The sequence below is a fragment of the Enterobacter sp. MGH 38 genome (assembly GCF_000492855.1).
In the GTDB taxonomy this organism is placed as follows: Bacteria; Pseudomonadota; Gammaproteobacteria; order Enterobacterales; family Enterobacteriaceae; genus Enterobacter; species Enterobacter hormaechei_C.
Genome location: NZ_KI535608.1, coordinates 677188 through 697425, shown reverse-complemented (window position 1 = coordinate 697425; position 20238 = coordinate 677188). Strand labels below are relative to the sequence as shown.

16 protein-coding genes are annotated in these 20238 nt (G+C 53.8%); 4 read left to right on the top strand and 12 right to left on the bottom strand.

The features are described 5' to 3' along the window. Nucleotides 1-33: 33 nt before the first annotated feature. The 4 genes from cmk to L384_RS08095 all read right to left on the bottom strand — a co-directional run bounded on the left by cmk (nt 34) and on the right by L384_RS08095 (nt 4198). Nucleotides 34-717, bottom strand: a complete 684-nt coding sequence (gene cmk, locus L384_RS08080; RefSeq protein WP_003858236.1) for a (d)CMP kinase — start codon at nt 715-717, stop codon at nt 34-36. A 185-nt stretch (nt 718-902) separates the two neighbouring features. Beyond that, a complete protein-coding gene (gene aroA / locus L384_RS08085; protein WP_003858238.1) occupies nt 903-2186 on the bottom strand; it encodes a 3-phosphoshikimate 1-carboxyvinyltransferase in 1284 nt (427 codons plus the stop codon). 68 nt (nt 2187-2254) lie between these two features. After that, the gene (gene serC / locus L384_RS08090; RefSeq protein ID WP_023324406.1) at nt 2255-3343 is read right to left on the bottom strand and encodes a 3-phosphoserine/phosphohydroxythreonine transaminase; all 1089 of its coding nucleotides are present in this window, start codon (nt 3341-3343) and stop codon (nt 2255-2257) included. Between the two features lie 162 nt (nt 3344-3505). Further along, nucleotides 3506-4198, bottom strand: coding sequence for a DUF421 domain-containing protein (locus L384_RS08095; protein WP_003858241.1), 693 nt, complete (start codon nt 4196-4198; stop codon nt 3506-3508). A gap of 127 nt (nt 4199-4325) precedes the next feature. On the opposite strand from L384_RS08095, the gene ycaO reads away from it, so the two are divergent. The 4 genes from ycaO to pflA all read left to right on the top strand — a co-directional run bounded on the left by ycaO (nt 4326) and on the right by pflA (nt 10627). Continuing rightward, nucleotides 4326-6086, top strand: a complete 1761-nt coding sequence (ycaO, locus tag L384_RS08100) for a 30S ribosomal protein S12 methylthiotransferase accessory factor YcaO (RefSeq protein WP_003858243.1) — start codon at nt 4326-4328, stop codon at nt 6084-6086. A gap of 405 nt (nt 6087-6491) precedes the next feature. Next, entirely contained in the window at nt 6492-7349 is an 858-nt protein-coding gene (gene focA / locus L384_RS22470; protein WP_017384832.1) for a formate transporter FocA, read from the top strand. Nucleotides 7350-7400: 51 nt separating this feature from the next. After that, on the top strand, nt 7401-9683 hold the full coding sequence (gene pflB / locus L384_RS08110; protein ID WP_023315750.1) for a formate C-acetyltransferase: 2283 nt from the start codon (nt 7401-7403) through the stop codon (nt 9681-9683). A 203-nt stretch (nt 9684-9886) separates the two neighbouring features. Then, nucleotides 9887-10627, top strand: a complete 741-nt coding sequence (gene pflA, locus L384_RS08115) for a pyruvate formate lyase 1-activating protein (RefSeq protein WP_003858250.1) — start codon at nt 9887-9889, stop codon at nt 10625-10627. A 36-nt stretch (nt 10628-10663) separates the two neighbouring features. Here pflA and L384_RS08120 read toward each other — a convergent pair whose 3' ends face one another. The 8 genes from L384_RS08120 to lolA all read right to left on the bottom strand — a co-directional run bounded on the left by L384_RS08120 (nt 10664) and on the right by lolA (nt 20233). Further along, on the bottom strand, nt 10664-11185 hold the full coding sequence (locus L384_RS08120) for an anti-virulence regulator CigR family protein (protein ID WP_022650721.1): 522 nt from the start codon (nt 11183-11185) through the stop codon (nt 10664-10666). Between the two features lie 123 nt (nt 11186-11308). Next, nucleotides 11309-12457, bottom strand: coding sequence for an MFS transporter (locus L384_RS08125; protein WP_003858254.1), 1149 nt, complete (start codon nt 12455-12457; stop codon nt 11309-11311). Between the two features lie 274 nt (nt 12458-12731). Then, nucleotides 12732-13595: a dimethyl sulfoxide reductase anchor subunit family protein gene (locus tag L384_RS08130; protein ID WP_003858256.1), complete on the bottom strand. Its 864-nt coding sequence runs from the start codon at nt 13593-13595 to the stop codon at nt 12732-12734. A 1-nt stretch (nt 13596) separates the two neighbouring features. Then, nucleotides 13597-14214 carry a DMSO/selenate family reductase complex B subunit gene (locus tag L384_RS08135; protein WP_017384545.1) on the bottom strand — a complete coding sequence of 206 codons (618 nt, stop codon included), beginning with the start codon at nt 14212-14214 and terminating at the stop codon, nt 13597-13599. Between the two features lie 10 nt (nt 14215-14224). Next, on the bottom strand, nt 14225-16669 hold the full coding sequence (gene dmsA, locus L384_RS08140; RefSeq protein ID WP_023324405.1) for a dimethylsulfoxide reductase subunit A: 2445 nt from the start codon (nt 16667-16669) through the stop codon (nt 14225-14227). A gap of 211 nt (nt 16670-16880) precedes the next feature. Next, on the bottom strand, nt 16881-18173 hold the full coding sequence (gene serS / locus L384_RS08145; protein WP_003858266.1) for a serine--tRNA ligase: 1293 nt from the start codon (nt 18171-18173) through the stop codon (nt 16881-16883). Between the two features lie 92 nt (nt 18174-18265). Continuing rightward, on the bottom strand, nt 18266-19609 hold the full coding sequence (gene rarA, locus L384_RS08150) for a replication-associated recombination protein RarA (RefSeq protein ID WP_023324404.1): 1344 nt from the start codon (nt 19607-19609) through the stop codon (nt 18266-18268). Nucleotides 19610-19618: 9 nt separating this feature from the next. Next, nucleotides 19619-20233 carry an outer membrane lipoprotein periplasmic chaperone LolA gene (gene lolA, locus L384_RS08155; protein ID WP_003858270.1) on the bottom strand — a complete coding sequence of 205 codons (615 nt, stop codon included), beginning with the start codon at nt 20231-20233 and terminating at the stop codon, nt 19619-19621. Nucleotides 20234-20238: the final 5 nt, after the last annotated feature.

Sequence of the window (20238 nt, the reverse complement as noted above, 5' to 3'; positions counted from 1 at the left end):
ATTGCAGCGGGGGTACTGCTAAATCGGTCGCGATTACGCGAGTGCCAGTTTTTGGCGCGCATATTGTAGCGCTTTTTCAATCACTTGCTCAATAGTTAAACTGGTTGAATCCAGCACTAATGCGTCTTGCGCGGGTACAAGTGGTGCGACGGCGCGGTTACGATCGCGGTCATCGCGCTCTTTTATCTCGGATAAAAGGCGATCAAAGTTAACACTAAACCCCTTTTCCTGCAACTGAAGCATGCGGCGATGGGCACGTTCTTCTGAAGAGGCGTCAAGGAAAATTTTCACTGGCGCATCAGGGAATACCACGGTTCCCATGTCGCGGCCGTCGGCGATCAGCCCCGGCGCTTCACGGAAACCGCGCTGGCGACGTAACAGCGCTTCACGAACGCGTGGGAAAGCCGCCACCTGAGAGGCCGCATTGGCCACTTCCTGGGTACGGATTTCACCGCTGACATCTTCCCCTTCCAGGATCACTTCAAGGTTGCCATCGGTCGAGACAAAGCGCACATCCAGATGCGCAGCCAGCGGTACCAGCGCTTCTTCAGACGCAACATCCACATGATGATGCAGCGCAGCCAGCGCCAGCACGCGATAGATTGCTCCCGAATCTAAAAGATGCCATTGCAATGCTTCCGCCATCGCTTTGCACAGAGTACCTTTCCCTGCGCCACTTGGCCCATCAATGGTGATTACCGGGGCAATTGCCGTCATCTTTTTCTCCTTAATTAAGGCATACCGTTTACATGAACGCCGCGCATTATACGCGCCAACGTGCGCAACTGTTACCTTTGCGTGCAAATTACGGAATGATTGAAGCAGAGTGTAGAAGAAATGAAAGAGGAAGAGTGTCAGAAAGCGTAAGGAAATGCCGCATCAGGTGATGCGGCATACGATCATCAGGCCAGGGTGCTAATGCGCGTCAGCTGTTCGAAGTAGTCCGGGAACGTTTTTGCCGTACACTTCGGATCAAGGATAGTGACTGGCGTATCTGACAACGCCACCAGCGAGAAACACATCGCCATGCGGTGATCGTTGTAGGTGCCAATTTCTGCAAATTGCAGTTTTGCCGGCGGTGTGACGCGAATGTAGTCTTCGCCCTCTTCTACCTCCGCCCCCACTTTACGCAGCTCGGTTGCCATCGCGAACAGGCGGTCCGTCTCTTTCACGCGCCAGTTGTAAATGTTTCGCAGCGTGGTGGTGCCTTTCGCAAACAGCGCAGCGGTAGCAATGGTCATCGCCGCATCCGGAATATGGTTCATATCCATATCAATGGCGTTCAGCTCACCGTGGGTACAGGAGATGAAGTCATCGCCCCAGGTCACTACCGCGCCCATTTTTTCCAGCACGTCAGCAAAACGGATATCGCCTTGCACGCTGTTGCGGCCGATGCCCGTCACTTTTACCGTACCGCCTTTAATCGCACCTGCGGCAAGGAAATAGGAGGCGGAGGAAGCATCGCCTTCAACCAGGTAGTGGCCCGGGGACTGATACTGCTGCGCTCCGCGCACCACGAAGCGCTGATAAGACTGGTTTTCCACCTCAACACCAAAGGTGTTCATCAGGTGCAGGGTGATATCAATGTACGGCTTAGAAACCAGGTCGCCTTTAATGCTGATGACGGTGTCCTGTGGTGCCAGCGGTGCGGTCATCAGCAGCGCAGTCAGGAACTGACTGGAAACGCTACCGTCAACCTCAACATTGCCGCCAGTGAATCCCCCGCGCAGACGCAGGGGCGGGTAATTTTCCTGCTCAAGATAATCAATCTGCGCGCCGCCCTGGCGCAGGGCATCCACCAGATGGCCGATCGGACGCTCTTTCATTCGCGGCTCACCGGTCAGCACAATATCGTTACTCCCCAGACACAGCGCAGCGGCCAGAGGACGCATCGCGGTACCGGCGTTACCCAGGAAAAGCTCCAGCGCTTCAGCAGAATGTAACGCGCCGCCGTTACCAGTGACTTCACAACGGGTACGATCGTCAGACAGCGCGTACTGAACGCCCAACGCTTTCAGTGCATTGAGCATATGGCGCACGTCATCGCTGTCCAGCAGATTAGTGAGGACGGTGGTGCCGTTTGCCAGAGCTGCCAGCAGCAGAGCGCGGTTCGAGACACTTTTTGAACCAGGCAGATTAATGGTGCCATCTACCCGCGCGATAGGTTGTAACGTCAGGGATTCCATGAAACTCAACTCTCAACTCAACATAATAAAAACCCCGCAGGAACGCTGCGGGGGTGAAAAACAGCCAATTAACCGTGACGACGTTCGAAGTCGATCATGAAATCAGTCAGGGCTTTAACGCCTTCCAGCGGCATGGCGTTATAGATAGAGGCGCGCATCCCGCCTACCACACGATGGCCTTTCAGCGCATGCAGACCCGCCGCGAAGGACTCTTCCAGGAACACGTTATCCAGGTTGCTGTCCGCCAGCTGGAACGGCACGTTCATGCGCGAACGGTTAGTTTTGGCGACATCGTTACGGTAGAAATCGCTCTTGTCGATCACGCCGTACAGCAGTTCAGCCTTTTGCTGATTGATCTTATCCATCTGCGCCACACCGCCTTTTTGCTTCAGCCATTTGAAGACCAGGCCGGAGAGATACCAGGCAAACGTTGGTGGGGTGTTGAACATGGAATCGTTGTCGTTCAGGACAGTGTAATCCAGAATTGACGGGCAAGACTTATGGGCTTTCCCCAGCAGGTCTTCACGCACGATAACGATTGTCAGGCCCGCAGGACCGATGTTTTTCTGGGCACCCGCGTAGATGACGCCGTAGCGGCTGACATCCAGCGGGGTGGACAGAATGGTTGAAGAGAGGTCCGCCGTCACAATGACATTTTCGCCAAAGTCTGGCTCTTCGTGAATGGCAATACCGTCGATGGTTTCGTTCGGGCAGTAGTGAAGATACGCGGCGTTGTCAGAAAGCTGCCACTCACTCATCGGCTTCACGGCGCGCAGACCGTCAACGGTCACTTTGGCATCGATGACATTCGGCGTGCAATATTTATGCGCTTCTTTTACCGCACTGGCCGCCCAGTAGCCCGCATCAACGTAATCAGCGGTGGTTTTGTCGCCCAGCAGATTGAGCGGGATACCCGCAAACTGGCCGCGTCCACCGCCGTGACAGAACAATACTTTGTAGTTCGAGGGAATGTTCAGCAGATCGCGAAAATCCTTTTCTGCCTCTTCCGCCACCTTAATAAACGCTTTACCCCGGTGGCTGACTTCCATCACCGACGTACCCAGACCGTTCCAGTCACACAGCTCCTGTTGAGCCTGTTTGAGCACATCTGTCGGTAACATTGCCGGACCTGAACTGAAATTAAAGACTTGAGCCATTTCCCCTCACCACGCTAAAAGCCATAAGTTATAACTGTGGATATCGGTTTTATCATTCAGTGACACGCGCCGCAATGTCTAAAACTGATGGCCGAAGAAATGTGTCACTCGTCACACAATACAATCTGCCGTACCGTTGTCACAAAACCGACAAAATCGCTGTCAGGTGATGCGTTTAGCCCGGCTAACCTTCGTCCATTCTGGATTCGTACAGCGGGGGCATAATTGATGATCGCCCGCCTGCATGACCACCACATGACTACATTTTATGCAGGCATACTCCCCCGCTTCAGGTACAGTTTTGTATCGCTCGATGAGCATATCCGGCAGGATGCACAGACCGGGCTTCACCTCATCGTCGGGATAGTAATAAACGCTGATTTGACCATTCGTTTCCATAATCGCCAGACGCACCTGCCCCAGTTGCTCAACACTGCTCAGACGGAGTTCCATAAAGAACTCAAACTCCGTCATATTGGCGCTTTGCACATTCTCCCAGGCCAGTTGACCATCTTCGACAATCACCACCGGCTTCCCTTCGAGCAGATCTTCAAGTTTCTCACTTTTCGACATCAGCCACATGACCAGCCGGTACAGCAGTGCAAGCGTCACAAAGACGATAAAGACCGGCACCATCGGCACATCGTCATAAAAGGCAACGTCCCCTGCCGCCGACCCCAGCGTCAGGATAATCAGTACTTCAAACAGCGACATCTGCCGCACGCCGCGACGTCCGGTGATTTTCAGAAACAGGAAGACGAGTACAAAGGTGTAAAGGCTACGCAACGCCACTTCGCCTAAAAACTCAGGCGGGACTTTATCAAACGCCATCCGCTGGAGATCAAATGCTTTCATTTTTCTATGCCTTAACAGTAGGTTACTGCTTATAAGCATAGCCCAGCCATTTATTTTCGCCGGAGATAGCACCCGTCACGCAAAACCCGTATCATTGCGCGCTTTACGTACGATAAAAGTGAACGCCATGACTCAAACGTTTATCCCCGGCAAAGACGCCGCTCTGGAAGATTCCATCGCTCGCTTCCAGCAGAAACTGACCGACCTGGGCTTTAATATCGAAGAAGCCTCCTGGCTGAATCCGGTGCCTCACGTCTGGTCCGTGCATATTCGCGACAAAGACTGTGCGCTGTGCTTTACCAACGGTAAAGGCGCGACCAAAAAAGCGGCGCTGGCCTCTGCGCTGGGTGAGTATTTTGAGCGTCTGTCCACCAACTACTTCTTCGCCGACTTCTGGCTGGGCGAAACTATCGCCAACGGTCCGTTCGTTCACTACCCGAACGAAAAATGGTTCCCGCTGACCGAAAACGATGAACTGCCGGAAGGCATTCTCGATGCCCGCCTGCGCGCGTTCTACGATCCGGAAAACGAGCTGACCGGCAGCATGCTGATCGACCTGCAATCCGGCAATGAGGATCGTGGGATCTGCACCCTGCCGTTCACCCGTCAGTCTGACGAGCAGACCGTTTATATCCCGATGAACATCGTCGGCAACCTGTATGTGTCCAACGGCATGTCTGCCGGTAATACCCGCAACGAAGCGCGCGTGCAGGGGTTGTCTGAAGTTTTCGAGCGTCACATCAAAAACCGCATTATTGCTGAATCCATCAGCCTGCCGGAGATCCCGGCTGACGTGCTGGCGCGCTACCCGGGCGTGGTGGAATCCATCGCCAAACTGGAAGCAGAAGGTTTCCCAATCTTTGCTTATGACGGCTCTCTGGGCGGCAAATATCCGGTTATCTGCGTAGTGCTGTTCAACCCGGCCAACGGCACCTGCTTCGCCTCCTTCGGCGCGCACCCTGACTTCGGCGTGGCGCTGGAGCGTACCGTGACCGAACTGCTGCAAGGTCGTAGCCTGAAAGATCTCGACGTGTTTACGCCGCCGACCTTTGATGACGAAGAGGTCGCCGAGCACACCAACCTCGAAACGCACTTCATCGACTCCAGCGGTTTGATCTCCTGGGATATGTTCAAACAGGACGCGGACTATCCGTTCGTGGACTGGAGCTTTGCCGGTACGACGGAAGAAGAGTTCGCCACCCTGATGGCGATCTTCCACGCGGAAGATCAGGAAGTCTACATTGCCGACTATGAACATCTCGGCGTTTACGCGTGCCGTATTATTGTGCCAGGTATGTCGGACATTTATCCGGCAGAAGATCTGTGGCTGGCAAACAACAGCATGGGCGCGCATCTGCGTGAAACCCTGCTGGCCCTGCCAGGCAGCGAGTGGGACAAAGAAGATTATCTGAACCTGATCGCCCAGCTGGACGAAGAAGGACACGATGATTTCACCCGCGTACGCGAACTGCTGGGTCTGGCGACCGGAAAAGATAACGGCTGGTACACCCTGCGCATCGGCGAGCTGAAAGCGATGCTGGCGCTGGCGGGCGGCGATCTGGATCAGGCTTTGGCCTGGACCGAGTGGACGATGGAGTTTAACCAGTCCGTCTTCTCCGCCGAGCGCACTAATTATTACCGTTGCCTGCAAACGCTGCTCCTGCTTTCTCAGGAAGACGACCGCGAGCCATTGCAGTATCTGAACGCCTTTGTGCGTATGTACGGTGCGGATGCCGTTGAAGCTGCCAGCGCGGCGCTGAGCGGTGAAGAACCATTCTACGGCCTGCAAGCGGTTGACAGCGATCTGCAAGCCTTCCCGGCGCATCAGTCACTGCTGAATGCGTATGAAAAATTGCAGAAGGCAAAAGCCGCTTACTGGTCAAAATAAGCGCATATAACATTAATGGCTGTAGGCGTATTCAATCGCCTGAGCTATATTACGGGGCAATTTCATTGCCCCTTTTTTTTATTTTTCCGCAATGACGTTTAATTGTAATAATTAAGTTAACCACGGGTAAATATAAAAACGCTTACCTGAGCTTTACTGTTACTAATTATAATAAATACTCCATTTTAATTAACTGTTCCATGGGAGGCTGAAGGAAAAAATTCAACTCTTTTCATAACTTTTAAAATTTATTTTTATACGGATAATCAAATACTTACTCCGCTTTTGCTGTAAAACCATACACACTGCGGGCCTATAAGCCAGGCGAGATATGATCTATATCAATTTCTCTTCTATAATGCTTTGTTAGTATCTCGTCGCCGACTTAATAAAGAGAGAGTTAGTGTGAAAGCTGACAACCCTTTTGATCTATTACTCCCCGCTGCGATGGCGAAAGTTGCCGAAGAAGCGGGTGTCTACAAAGCCACGAAACATCCGATGACGACGTTCTTTCTGGCCATTACGGCTGGGGTGTTCATCTCCATCGCTTTCGTCTTCTATATCACAGCCACCACCGGCACGGCCGGGATGCCTTTCGGCATAGCGAAACTGATTGGTGGTATTTGCTTCTCACTGGGCCTGATTCTCTGCGTCATCTGCGGCGCCGACCTCTTCACCTCAACGGTGCTGATTGTTGTGGCAAAAGCCAGCGGAAGAATTACCTGGGGTCAACTGGGGCGCAACTGGCTCAACGTTTACGTTGGCAACCTGATTGGCTGTCTGCTCTTTGTTCTGTTGATGTGGCTCTCTGGCGAGTATATGACCGCCAACGGCGGCTGGGGGCTTAACGTCCTGCAAACCGCCGACCACAAAATGCACCATACATTTATCGAAGCCGTTGCTCTCGGCATCCTCGCAAACCTGATGGTCTGCCTGGCGGTCTGGATGAGCTACTCTGGTCGTAGCCTGATGGATAAAGCCATGATTATGGTTCTGCCGGTTGCGATGTTTGTTGCCAGCGGCTTTGAGCACAGTATTGCGAATATGTTCATGATCCCGATGGGGATTGTTATCCGCAACTTTGCAAGCCCGGAGTTCTGGACTGCTGTAGGTTCAACCCCGGAAAGTTTTTCACACCTGACGATTATGAACTTCATTACTGATAACCTGATCCCCGTCACTATCGGGAACATTATCGGTGGGGGTCTGTTAGTTGGGTTGACATACTGGGTCATTTACCTGCGTGGCGGCGATCATCATTAATGGTTGTCTCAGGCAGTAAATAAAAAATCCACTTAAGAAGGTAGGTGTTACATGTCCGAGCTTAATGAAAAGTTAGCCACAGCCTGGGAAGGTTTTACGAAAGGTGACTGGCAGAATGAAGTCAACGTCCGTGACTTTATTCAGAAAAACTATACCCCGTATGAAGGTGACGAATCCTTCCTGGCTGGTGCGACTGACGCAACCACCAAGCTGTGGGACAGCGTAATGGAAGGCGTTAAACTGGAAAACCGCACTCACGCGCCAGTTGATTTTGACACCTCCGTTGCTTCTACCATCACTTCTCACGATGCTGGCTACATCAATAAAGCCCTTGAGAAAATCGTTGGTCTGCAAACTGAAGCACCACTGAAACGCGCAATCATCCCGTTCGGTGGTATCAAAATGGTTGAAGGTTCCTGCAAAGCGTATAATCGCGAGCTGGACCCAATGCTGAAAAAAATCTTCACCGAATACCGCAAAACCCATAACCAGGGCGTATTCGATGTTTACACCAAAGACATTCTGAACTGCCGTAAATCTGGCGTTCTGACCGGTCTGCCAGATGCCTATGGCCGTGGCCGTATCATCGGTGACTACCGTCGCGTTGCGCTGTACGGTATCGACTTCCTGATGAAAGACAAATACGCGCAGTTCGTCTCTCTCCAGTCTGACCTGGAAAACGGCGTAAACCTGGAAGCGACTATCCGTCTGCGTGAAGAGATCGCTGAACAGCACCGTGCGCTGGGTCAGATCAAAGAGATGGCGGCTAAATACGGCTGCGATATCTCTGGTCCTGCTACCAACGCTCAGGAAGCTATCCAGTGGACCTACTTCGGCTACCTGGCCGCAGTTAAGTCTCAGAACGGTGCAGCAATGTCCTTCGGCCGCGTATCCACCTTCCTGGATGCGTACATCGAACGTGACCTGAAAGCAGGCAAAATCACCGAACAAGACGCTCAGGAAATGATTGACCACCTGGTCATGAAACTGCGTATGGTTCGCTTCCTGCGTACCCCAGAATATGATGAGCTGTTCTCTGGTGACCCAATCTGGGCAACCGAATCTATCGGCGGTATGGGCGTAGATGGCCGTACTCTGGTAACCAAAAACAGCTTCCGTTTCCTGAACACCCTGTACACCATGGGTCCTTCTCCGGAGCCGAACATCACCGTTCTGTGGTCTGAAAAACTGCCTCTGAACTTCAAGAAATTCGCCGCTAAAGTGTCCATCGACACCTCTTCTCTGCAATATGAGAACGATGATCTGATGCGTCCTGACTTCAACAACGATGACTACGCTATCGCTTGCTGCGTAAGTCCAATGGTTGTTGGTAAGCAAATGCAGTTCTTCGGTGCGCGTGCAAACTTGGCGAAAACCATGCTGTACGCAATCAACGGCGGCGTTGATGAAAAACTGAAAATGCAGGTTGGTCCTAAGTCTGAACCGATCAAAGGCGACGTGCTGAACTATGACGAAGTCATGGATCGCATGGATCACTTCATGGACTGGCTGGCTAAACAGTACGTGACCGCGCTGAATGTTATCCACTACATGCACGACAAGTACAGCTACGAAGCCTCTCTGATGGCGCTGCATGACCGTGACGTCATTCGCACCATGGCATGTGGTATCGCAGGTCTGTCCGTTGCGGCTGACTCCCTGTCTGCAATCAAATATGCGAAAGTTAAACCAATTCGTGACGAAGATGGTCTGGCTATCGACTTCGAAATCGAAGGCGAATATCCGCAGTTTGGTAACAACGACGCTCGCGTTGATGACATGGCGGTTGACCTGGTAGAACGTTTCATGAAGAAAATTCAGAAACTCACTACCTATCGTAACGCTATCCCGACTCAGTCTGTTCTGACCATCACCTCTAACGTTGTGTATGGTAAGAAAACCGGTAACACCCCAGACGGTCGTCGTGCTGGCGCGCCATTCGGCCCAGGTGCTAACCCAATGCACGGTCGTGACCAGAAAGGTGCGGTTGCCTCTCTGACCTCCGTTGCTAAACTGCCGTTTGCTTACGCGAAAGATGGTATCTCTTACACCTTCTCTATCGTGCCAAACGCGCTGGGTAAAGACGACGAAGTGCGTAAAACTAACCTCGCGGGTCTGATGGATGGTTACTTCCACCACGAAGCGTCCATCGAAGGTGGTCAGCACCTGAACGTGAACGTGATGAACCGTGAAATGCTGCTCGATGCGATGGAACACCCTGAGAAATATCCTCAGCTGACCATCCGCGTATCTGGCTACGCAGTACGTTTTAACTCCCTGACGAAAGAACAGCAGCAGGACGTTATTACCCGTACTTTCACTCAGTCCATGTAAGTGGAATTGACTGAAATCACGCGTTAAAAAGCGTACAATAAAGGCTCCACGCAAGTGGGGCCTTTTTAACACCCTCGCTTCATCAGTCTCTTTTGTCCGCTATCTATACTTAATGGATAACAGCCAAAACAGACTCGACATAGCCTTTGAGCTGTGCATCTACATAGGCCCCCGGATGGGCCAAATTCGGAGATATCACCGCAATGTCAATTATTGGTCGTATTCACTCCTTTGAATCCTGTGGCACCGTCGATGGCCCGGGGATCCGCTTTATCACTTTCTTCCAGGGCTGCCTGATGCGCTGCCTGTACTGCCATAACCGTGACACCTGGGACACCCATGGCGGCAAAGAAGTCACCGTAGAAGATCTGATGAAAGAGGTGGTGACCTATCGCCACTTCATGAACGCGTCCGGCGGTGGCGTGACGGCATCCGGCGGTGAAGCCATTCTTCAGGCTGAATTTGTGCGCGACTGGTTCCGCGCCTGCCACAAAGAAGGCATTCATACCTGCCTCGACACCAACGGCTTTGTGCGCCGTTACGATCCGGTTATTGATGAACTGCTTGAAGTGACCGATCTGGTCATGCTCGATCTCAAGCAGATGAACGATGAGATCCACCAGAATCTGGTTGGCGTCTCGAACCACCGTACCCTGGAATTTGCCAAATACATTGCCAACAAAGGCGTCAAGACCTGGATCCGCTACGTGGTGGTGCCGGGCTGGTCAGATGATGATGACTCTGCACATCGTCTGGGTGAATTTACCCGGGATATGGGTAACGTGGAGAAAATCGAACTCCTGCCCTATCACGAGCTGGGTAAACATAAATGGGTGGCGATGGGTGAAGAGTACAAGCTCGATGGCGTGAAGCCGCCAAAAAAAGAGACGATGGAGCGCGTCAAAGGTATTCTTGAGCAGTATGGCCACAAGGTCATGTATTAACGAAAAGGCCCGGTGAAAATCGGGCCTTTTTATATTCTATTTAAAGACGCCGTTAATAACGGAAGTCACAATCGCTGTACTCAGCGCAATTAAGACCAGGTCGTCACCTACCACGCGCCATTCATAGCCCGGATAGGAAGGAAGCTGACCCAGCATATCGGCTGGCACGGTTTTCTTCGCAATGCCCGGAGGCAGTGGCTTACCGCGCGCCAGGTTTTTCGCAATACCCGGAGGCAGAGAGTCGTAGCCCGTTAAGCCGTAATTCAGGGCCAGATGGCGGGCATGATCGAAGCTTACGCGAGCATCCACATCATTACCGACATCTTTGCTGTTTTTAAAGCTCTTATCCGATTTCCCAGGGTTATCCTGACCGTTATTGTGCTTATTACCATGGTTACCAGAGTTCCCGTTACCATGATTGCCGCTATTACCTTGTCCGCCACCGTTTCCGTGACCACCGCCATTCCCGTTTCCAGGATTAGCCATGGCCGGAGCCGTTGCAAACGTTAAAGCCAACACTACGGCAAGTGCGGTAGTGGAAAAACGACGAGTAGACATGATGGCTGCCTTTTAGTGGGAGAACTCATTGGAATTATCGCCAGGCAGTAAAAACTCACAATCAGTAAAAGTCTTATATGTGACAGGGACAAAAAAGCCTGTCATCGACAGGCTTTTAATAAATCAGGCATGGGCCACTGGCGTTGGATGTTCGCCCACTTTGCGCAGCAGCATTAGCAGATAAATAAACGACACGCTGGCGATCATGATAAACAGCAGATTATCAGAATAATTTTGCATGAGCATAGCGGTAAAAGTCGGCCCCAGTAAACTGCCGATGGTGTAACTCAGCAACAAAGCCTGGTTCATCGCCACCAGCTGGTGATGCTCAACTTTCTCACAGGCCCACGCCATCGCGACCGGATAGAGCGTAAAGCCCGCAGCCCCCAGAATGAACAGCGCGGGCGCCATCGCGGCGTTGCTGAGCATGGCGAGACAGCCCATGATGACCACGAAGACCTGAACGCGCAGCACCAGCAGACGACCAAAGCGGTCCGCCAGGCGGCCAATCGGCCACTGGCCGACAATCCCCGCGCTGACCATCACCGCCATCCAGAAACCGATCCCGGAATCACTGACGCCCTGATGGTTAAGATAGAGCGGCATCAGGCCATAGAGCGAGCCCAGCACAATCCCGGAAATAATGCAGCCGTTAACCCCCAGACGCGCCTGGCGCAGTCTCAGCATCGGCCAGACGTGGGTGGCTTCCTGATGTTCGCTGTTTTGATTCACAATACGGGTAAAGAGCAGCGGCAGGATCGCCGCCAGCACCATGCCCGTCACCCACGGCAGCACGCTCATCAGGTCGGTTGGCAGTTTGCTGACCATCAGCTGTCCCAGAACGGTACCGACATAGTAAACCATCATATAGGCCGCCAGCAGACGCCCGCGATTACGGGACGTGCCGCTGCACATCAGCGCACTTTCAACGACCACCCAGATCATGGCGCAGCCGACGCCCGCAATAAAGCGCCAGACCATCCAGCTCCAGAAGCCGACCATAAGGCCTAAACCGGCGCAGCCGACGGCAAAGATCAGCGACGCCAGATAATAACTGCGGTTAAAACCAAAGCGCTTAATAAGGCTGCCCGTTAATAAGGTGCCCAGCAGATTGCCCGTAAAAAAGGACGAGCTAACCATACCCACCTGCCAGGTCGGTAAGTTTTCATGGGCGAGCCATAGCGGGACGAGTGTGTTTAACACCGCGATCGCCAGGGTCAGCAAAAGCAGGCCACAGAGCAACAAAAGCACCGGGCGGGTATAGGTGGTCATGGATTAAAAACCGTGAGGAAGTTCAGATTTCGTGCGCATCATGCCACTGGCAAAAACAAAGTCAATCCACCGATTCAGGCGTCACGCACGTTATGCGCCTTGTCGATTTAAAAAACTCATCCTGCTAATGCAAAGCCTGCTACTGATATTAATTATCTATTTGTTTTTATTTATTTCCGGGAATTTTTACAACGAAACATCAGTCGAAAAATTTCATGAATGAAAAAAGAAAAGCCGGGCGCTATGTCCCGGCTTTTTACAACAAAATCTAAAATTAGCTGGCGATAGCCAGACCGACCGTCATATGCAGACCGTAAAATACGCCGCGACCAATTAACTCCCCTGCCAGCACCAGTACAAAGGCCAGGGACAGTAACGGCAGCGCAGGCGAGTAACCTTTAAGCTGAGGGGCAATCCAGCACACCAGCGCCGCCGTCAGCAGCACCACACGCCAGGCCATCAGCGAACCGTAATCCGGCACCAGCGCCGAAGCCTGCTGGATAGAGCTGTGAATGGTCGCCAGCTCCGCTCCTTGCATGAGCGCGACAACGGTACTGATTACCAGCGCCAACAGCGAGACCGCGGGCAGCAGGCGCATCGCCCAACCATTAATGCCAGCCACGCGCAGCAGCAGATAACCCAGCAGCGGCCCGCCAATAAACATGGTCAGGAAGAAGCTCATCGGCGTCCAGACGCTGTACCAGGTTGGAACCGTATCAATGGTGTTGTACACCCTGACCATCATCCAGACGAAGACAACGCCCAGTACCATGGTGACGATGAGCCACAACGCGCGTAACCCTGACGGCAGCTTTTTCACCGCTGCCAGTAACCACCCCAGCCCGCCAACGGCAAAGAAGATTGCACCGCTGGCAATCTCGTTACTCAGCGAAGAGGCACCTACGCGGTTCAGGGAGTTAAACGCGCGCATCGGTGAGCCCAGGTGCAGCGTAGAGGCGATAAACCCAATGCCCATCAACACCCACAGGCCAAACATGCTTAACACTAAACGCTGCTGCTGTTCAGTATTGAGGTTCCCTTTTAACAGCGCCAGCGCAAGAACGATAAACCCGCCCGCCACGCACTGCCCAAAGACCGTGAAGATCATCAGCGGCCATTCATGCCATCCACTTCCCATCTCACACCTCCTTCGGGTTTGCCAGGTAGCCGGTGGTGTCCCCCGTCGGACGGCTGTTGGCGTTAGGTTTAATCACAATACTCGGCTTTGTGAAGTGCGCAGACGGCAGCGGCGCGACGGCAGCAAGCTGGCCGTGTTTTTTGCGCAGCTCCTCAATCGGGCCAAAGTCCAGCGCGCGCAGCGGGCAGGATTCGACGCAGATGGGCTTTTTGCCGTCCGCCACCCGGCTGTGGCAGCCGTCGCACTTGGTCATGTGGCCTTTGGCGGCATTGTACTGCGGCGCGCCGTACGGGCAGGCCATGTGGCAGTAGCGACAGCCGATGCAGACATCCTCGTCCACCACCACAAAACCGTCGTCACGCTTGTGCATTGCCCCGCTCGGGCAGACCTTGGTGCAGGCCGGATCTTCGCAGTGGTTGCAGGCAATCGACAGGTAATAGGCGAAGACATTCTGATGCCAGACGCCGTTATCCTCCTGCCAGTCGCCGCCCGCGTATTCATAAATACGACGGAAGCTAACGTCCGGGGTCAGATCTTTGTAATCCTTGCAGGCCAGCTCGCAGGTTTTGCACCCGGTGCAGCGGCTGGAATCAATAAAAAATCCATACTGGGTTGTCATCGGTTACTCCTTACGCCTTTTCAACCTGAACGAGGTTTGTGTGGGATGGGTTGCCCTTCGCCAGCGGCGATGGACGCTGCGTAGTGAGAACGTTGATGCAGCCCGCCTGATCGATACGGTTCGCATCCGGGTTATACCAGGCCCCTTCCCCCAGCGCGACAACGCCAGGCATCATACGCGGAGTCACTTTAGCTTCGATATGCACTTCGCCACGTCCGTTGAAGATACGTACGCGATCGCCATTACTGATGCCGCGGGCTTTCGCATCCATCGGGTTGATCCACATCTCCTGTCGGCAGGCCGCTTTCAGTACGTCAACGTTGCCGTAGGTGGAGTGAACACGCGCTTTGTAGTGGAAACCGGTCAACTGAAGCGGGAATTTCTCCGTCAGCGGATCGTTGTAGTTTTCGAAGCCTGGCGTATAAATCGGCAGCGGATCGATAACGTCCCCTTCCGGCAATTCCCACGTTGCGGCAATTTTTGCCAGCTCTTCGGAGTAGATCTCGATTTTGCCCGACGGCGTGGTCAGCGGATTGGCCTGCGGATCGTCGCGGAAGGCTTTATACGCCACGTGATGCCCTTCCGGATCGCGCTGCTTGTACATGCCCTGCTTGCGGAAGGTATCGAAGTCCGGCAGGTCAGGAATGGCTTTGCGGGAAAGCTCGTGCAGATGGCGCATCCACCCTTCCTGAGTACGTCCTTCAGTGAACTGCTGCTCAACGCCAAGACGTTTCGCCAGCTCGGAAGTCATCTCATAGATGGTTTTGCACTCGAAGCGCGGTTTGATGGCCTGGTCAGTGAAGATCACATAGGACATGTTGCCGCAGGAGGCATCCAGCGCGAAATCCATCTGCTCAGACGCGGTGCAGTCTGGAAGCAGAATATCGGCATACTTTGCCGATGAGGTCATGTGGCAGTCGATCACCACAATCATTTCGCACTTCTTATCGTCCTGCAAAATTTCATGGGTGCGGTTGATCTCTGAGTGCTGGTTGATCAGGCAGTTACCGGCATAGTTCCAGATCATTTTGATCGGCACGTCCAGCTTATCTTTGCCCCGAACACCGTCGCGCAGCGCGGTCATTTCCGGGCCGCGCTCGATCGCGTCTGTCCACATAAACATGGAGATGCTGGTCTGAACCGGGTTATCCAGCGTTGGCATACGTTCAAACGGTACTTCATACGAGCCTTCACGCGCCCCGCTATTACCGCCGTGAATACCGACGTTGCCAGTCAGAATCGAGAGCATAGAAATAGCGCGGGTGGCAATTTCGCCATTCGCGTGGCGCTGAGGTCCCCAGCCCTGGCTGATATAAGCCGGTTTGGTTGAACCAATTTCACGTGCCAGCTGAACAATACGTTCGACAGGAATGCCGGTGATAGTGGATGCCCACTCCGGGGTTTTCGCCACGCCGTCGCTGCCCTGGCCAAGAATATAGGCTTTATAGTGCCCGTTAGCCGGTGCGCTGGCTGGCAGCGTCTTCTCGTCGTAACCGACGCAGTATTTATCCAGGAACGGCTGGTCGACGAGGTTTTCAGTAATCATCACATACGCCAGCGCATTGACCAGCGCCGCGTCGGTACCAGGGCGGATGGGGATCCACTCGTCTTCACGCCCTGCGCCGGTATCGGTGTAGCGCGGATCGACGATGATCATTCGTGCGTTGGATTTGGCGCGCGCCTGCTCAAGGTAATAGGTTACCCCGCCGCCGCTCATGCGCGTTTCGCCTGGGTTGTTGCCGAACAACACCACCAGTTTACTGTTCTCGATATCCGACGGGCTGTTGCCGTCTGCCCAGCCGCCGTAGGTATAGTTCAGGCCCGCGGCAATCTGTGCGGAAGAGTAGTCGCCGTAATGATTGAGATAGCCGCCGCAGCAGTTCATCAGGCGCGCCACCAGCGTTTTACCCGGCGGCCAGGAACGGGTCATGGTGCCGCCAAGCGTCCCGGTGCCGTAGTTGAGGTAGATAGATTCGTTGCCGTACTCTTTGATCAGGCGCTGCATGTTGGTCGCGATAATATCGTAGGCTTCGTCCCAGCTAATGCGCTCGAACTTCCCTTCCCCACGCTTACCGACGCGCTTCATTGGGTATTTCAGACGATCCGGGTTATATACGCGACGGCGCATTGAGCGACCACGCAGACAGGCACGAACCTGATGTAACCCTTCGTAGTTATCATCGCCGGTATTGTCGGTTTCGACATATTTGATTTCACCGTCCACCACGTGCATACGCAGTGGGCAGCGGCTACCGCAGTTAACGGTACAGGCACTCCACACCACTTTTTCCGGGGCTGAAGCGGGAGACAGAGCCTCCGCCGCCGACGCCAGTCGGGTAAAGGGGAGCGTAAAGGCGCTGCTGGCAACCGCCAGACCACCTATTGCCGTGGTTTTCATCAACCCACGGCGAGTGACCTCGGCAGCCATTAACGCTTCAGGCGCTTTGTTTTTCATAAAGACTCACTTTGGTTGCTCACAAAGAAAAGAGAGGCGGCGCAAACCGCTATGTAGTTTTATTTATAACGAATTACAACGTTATTGGTGTTTTATGCTGACTTTCGTTCGGAGGAGTATTACTACTTTAGAGGGAGGGGTTATTGCTTCGTATCAAATCAGAGGCATAAAAAAAGCGCCCTGAGGCGCTTTTTTGTCTTAGAGCAAATAATTATCCGATGAACTGCTGGCCTTTCATGTAAGGGCGCAGCACTTCAGGGATCTCAATGCGCCCGTCAGCCTGCTGGTAGTTTTCCAGCACAGCAACCAGCGTACGGCCTACTGCCAGACCAGAACCGTTCAGGGTATGAACCAGACGGGTTTTCTTGTCAGATTTGCTGCGGCAACGCGCCTGCATACGACGCGCCTGGAAATCCCAGACGTTGGAGCAGGAGGAGATTTCACGGTAGGTGTTCTGCGCAGGCACCCAGACTTCAAGGTCGAAGGTTTTGCAGGCACCGAAGCCCATGTCGCCGGTGCACAGCGCCATACGACGGTATGGTAGACCCAGCAGCTCCAGCACTTTTTCCGCGTGGCCGGTCATCTCTTCCAGCGCGTCCATAGACTCTTCCGGACGAACGATCTGCACCATCTCAACTTTATCGAACTGGTGCATACGGATCAGACCGCGCGTATCGCGACCGTAAGAACCGGCTTCAGAACGGAAACATGGAGAGTGCGCAGTCAGTTTGATTGGCAGATCGTCTTCGTCGATGATCTCATCACGCACGAGGTTGGTCAGCGGCACTTCCGCAGTTGGGATCAGCGCGTAGTTGCTGCTGTCAGCTTCCTCGTCCAGCGGACGGGTATGGAACAGATCGCCGGCAAATTTCGGCAGCTGGCCTGTACCGTACAGCGTATCGTGGTTAACCAGATACGGAACGTAGGTTTCGCTGTAGCCGTGCTGCTCGGTGTGCAGATCCAGCATGAACTGCGCCAGCGCGCGGTGCAGGTGAGCAATTTGCCCTTTCATTACCACGAAGCGAGAACCGGTCAGCTTAACCGCTGCCGCAAAGTCCAGGCCCGCGTGCATTTCGCCCAGCGTCACGTGATCGCGCACTTCGAAGTCAAACTCGCGAGGCGTACCCCAGCGTTTCACTTCAACGTTGTCGTTTTCGTCTTTGCCGACAGGCACGCTGTCGTCAGGAATGTTCGGGATCGCCAGAGCAATATCGCGAATTTCAGCCTGAAGAACGTCCAGTTCAGCTTTCGCCTGATCCAGCTCTTCACCCAGTTTGTTCACTTCCAGGCGTAATGGCTCAATATCTTCCCCGCGCGCTTTCGCCTGGCCAATGGATTTCGATCGAGAATTACGCTCTGCTTGCAGATTTTCAGTTTGTACCTGCAAAACTTTACGACGCTCTTCAAGAGCGCGCAGCTTATCTACATCCAGCTTAAAGCCCCGGCGTGCCAGTTTTTCAGCGACTGCGTCTGGCTCATTACGCAGCAGATTGGGATCGAGCATGCTTATCCTGTGCTTATCGAATTAAAAAAGGAAAAAGTGACCACAGCCTGCGGCCACAGAGATATATTGCCAACATTACCGCAACGATTGAACTAACGGTAGCGTTTTATAGGGCTATTTTGATCCTGTCCGGCAAGCCAGGCGAGCTTTTCGCCAATCTTACCCTCAAGACCTCTGTTTGTAGGGTGATAATAGCGGGTTTGTGCCATCTCCTGCGGGAAATACTCCTCCCCGGCGGCGTAGGCATTGGGTTCATCATGGGCGTAGCGATACTCCTGCCCGTAACCCATTTCTTTCATCAGCTTTGTAGGGGCATTGCGAAGGTGTACCGGAACGTCGTAATCCGGACGTTCACGTGCATCCGACATCGCCGCTTTAAAGGCGGTATACACTGCATTGCTTTTCGGCGCGCAGGCCAGATAGACAATTGCCTGCGCAATGGCACGCTCACCTTCCGCGGGTCCGACGCGGGTAAAGCAGTCCCAGGCGGAAATAGCGACCTGCATGGCGCGTGGATCGGCATTACCGACATCTTCTGACGCAATGGCCAGGCAGCGACGCGCGACATATAACGGATCGCCACCGGCGGTAATGATACGCGCATACCAGTAGAGTGCCGCATCCGGCGCGCTGCCGCGCACGGATTTATGTAACGCAGAGATAAGGTCGTAGAAACGGTCGCCTTTATTATCGAAGCGCGCACTGCGTTCACCGGCAATTTCGGTGAGCAGTTCAGGCTTCAATACGCGCTTGCCCGCATCGTCCACTTCGGCCATATCGGCCATCATTTCCAGCGTATTCAGTGCCCGACGCGCATCGCCGTTGACCAGTTCAGCGATCGCACGACGCGTCTCGTCCGGCAGAACGATATCCTGTCCGCCGTAACCCCGCGCTTTGTCCTCCATCGCCTGGGTCAGAACCTTTACGATATCCTCTGTGGTCAGGGATTTAAGCAGGTAAACGCGGGCGCGGGAAAGCAGCGCGGAGTTGAGTTCAAACGACGGGTTTTCCGTGGTTGCGCCGATGAAGAAAATCGTGCCGTCTTCAATGTGCGGCAGAAACGCATCCTGCTGGCTCTTGTTGAAACGGTGGACTTCATCAACAAACAGAATGGTGCGGCGCCCGGCATTACGGTTTTGCCGTGCGCGCTCGATCGCCTCGCGGATCTCCTTCACGCCGGAGGTAACCGCCGAGATGCGCTCAACGTCCGCGTTAGCATAGCGGGCGATCACTTCAGCGAGGGTGGTTTTGCCGGTGCCGGGTGGCCCCCAGAGGATCATGGAGTGCAGATGCCCCGCCTCAATAGCGCGCGGCAAGGGTTTCCCCGCAGCCAGCAGGTGTTGCTGGCCGATGTACTGCGCTAAATTTTCTGGCCGCATACGGGCGGCCAGAGGTTGAAACGCATTATCTGAAAAATCGAGCGACAGGTTGCTCACTCATGCCTCTTACTTATTACGTTGGTCATCCACCGTTACGCCCTGCGGCGGGGTAAAGGTGAATTTCGAAGCATCTACAGCGCCGTTTTGCTGAGACTTAAGCTGATAGCTACTGCGCTGATCGTCCTGCTCAACCGCGCCGAACTGATTGATGGTACCGTTGCTGCTCACGTTAATCGTGAACTGCTTCAGATTACCGTTGCTGCCTTTTGGCGTCAGGACGAACTCATCACCGTTTTGTTTGATGTTGTACTGCTGCCAGTCGCTGGACTGGTTACGGGCAATGAGCATAAACGGCGTATTGCTGGTCGCGTCTTTCAGCCAGGTGGCGGTCGCCTGCTCAACAAACGGGTTGTAGAACCACAAGGTTTTCCCGTCGGACACCAGCACGCTTTCATCAGGCTGGGTCATGTGCCAGTTGAAGAGATTCGGGCGTTTCACCCACAAATCCCCCTGACCTTCCTGCACCGCGTTGCCGCTGCCGTCAGTCACTTTTTGCGTGAAGCTGGCGTGGAAGCTGCTCACTTTATCCAGTCGGCTTTTAAGGTCGCTGGCTGCATCAGCCCAGACGCTGCTGGCAACAAAACTGGAGAGTAATGCACAGGCGATGGCGATTTTTTTCATTGTTA

Coding starts and splice junctions, on each gene's coding strand:
- cmk (WP_003858236.1), bottom strand. CDS start 717: ATGACGGCAATTGCCCCGGTAATCACCATTGATGGGCCAAGTGGCGCA.
- aroA (WP_003858238.1), bottom strand. CDS start 2,186: ATGGAATCCCTGACGTTACAACCTATCGCGCGGGTAGATGGCACCATT.
- serC (WP_023324406.1), bottom strand. CDS start 3,343: ATGGCTCAAGTCTTTAATTTCAGTTCAGGTCCGGCAATGTTACCGACA.
- L384_RS08095 (WP_003858241.1), bottom strand. CDS start 4,198: ATGAAAGCATTTGATCTCCAGCGGATGGCGTTTGATAAAGTCCCGCCT.
- ycaO (WP_003858243.1), top strand. CDS start 4,326: ATGACTCAAACGTTTATCCCCGGCAAAGACGCCGCTCTGGAAGATTCC.
- pflB (WP_023315750.1), top strand. CDS start 7,401: ATGTCCGAGCTTAATGAAAAGTTAGCCACAGCCTGGGAAGGTTTTACG.
- pflA (WP_003858250.1), top strand. CDS start 9,887: ATGTCAATTATTGGTCGTATTCACTCCTTTGAATCCTGTGGCACCGTC.
- L384_RS08120 (WP_022650721.1), bottom strand. CDS start 11,185: ATGTCTACTCGTCGTTTTTCCACTACCGCACTTGCCGTAGTGTTGGCT.
- L384_RS08125 (WP_003858254.1), bottom strand. CDS start 12,457: ATGACCACCTATACCCGCCCGGTGCTTTTGTTGCTCTGTGGCCTGCTT.
- L384_RS08130 (WP_003858256.1), bottom strand. CDS start 13,595: ATGGGAAGTGGATGGCATGAATGGCCGCTGATGATCTTCACGGTCTTT.
- L384_RS08135 (WP_017384545.1), bottom strand. CDS start 14,214: ATGACAACCCAGTATGGATTTTTTATTGATTCCAGCCGCTGCACCGGG.
- dmsA (WP_023324405.1), bottom strand. CDS start 16,669: ATGAAAAACAAAGCGCCTGAAGCGTTAATGGCTGCCGAGGTCACTCGC.
- serS (WP_003858266.1), bottom strand. CDS start 18,173: ATGCTCGATCCCAATCTGCTGCGTAATGAGCCAGACGCAGTCGCTGAA.
- lolA (WP_003858270.1), bottom strand. CDS start 20,233: ATGAAAAAAATCGCCATCGCCTGTGCATTACTCTCCAGTTTTGTTGCC.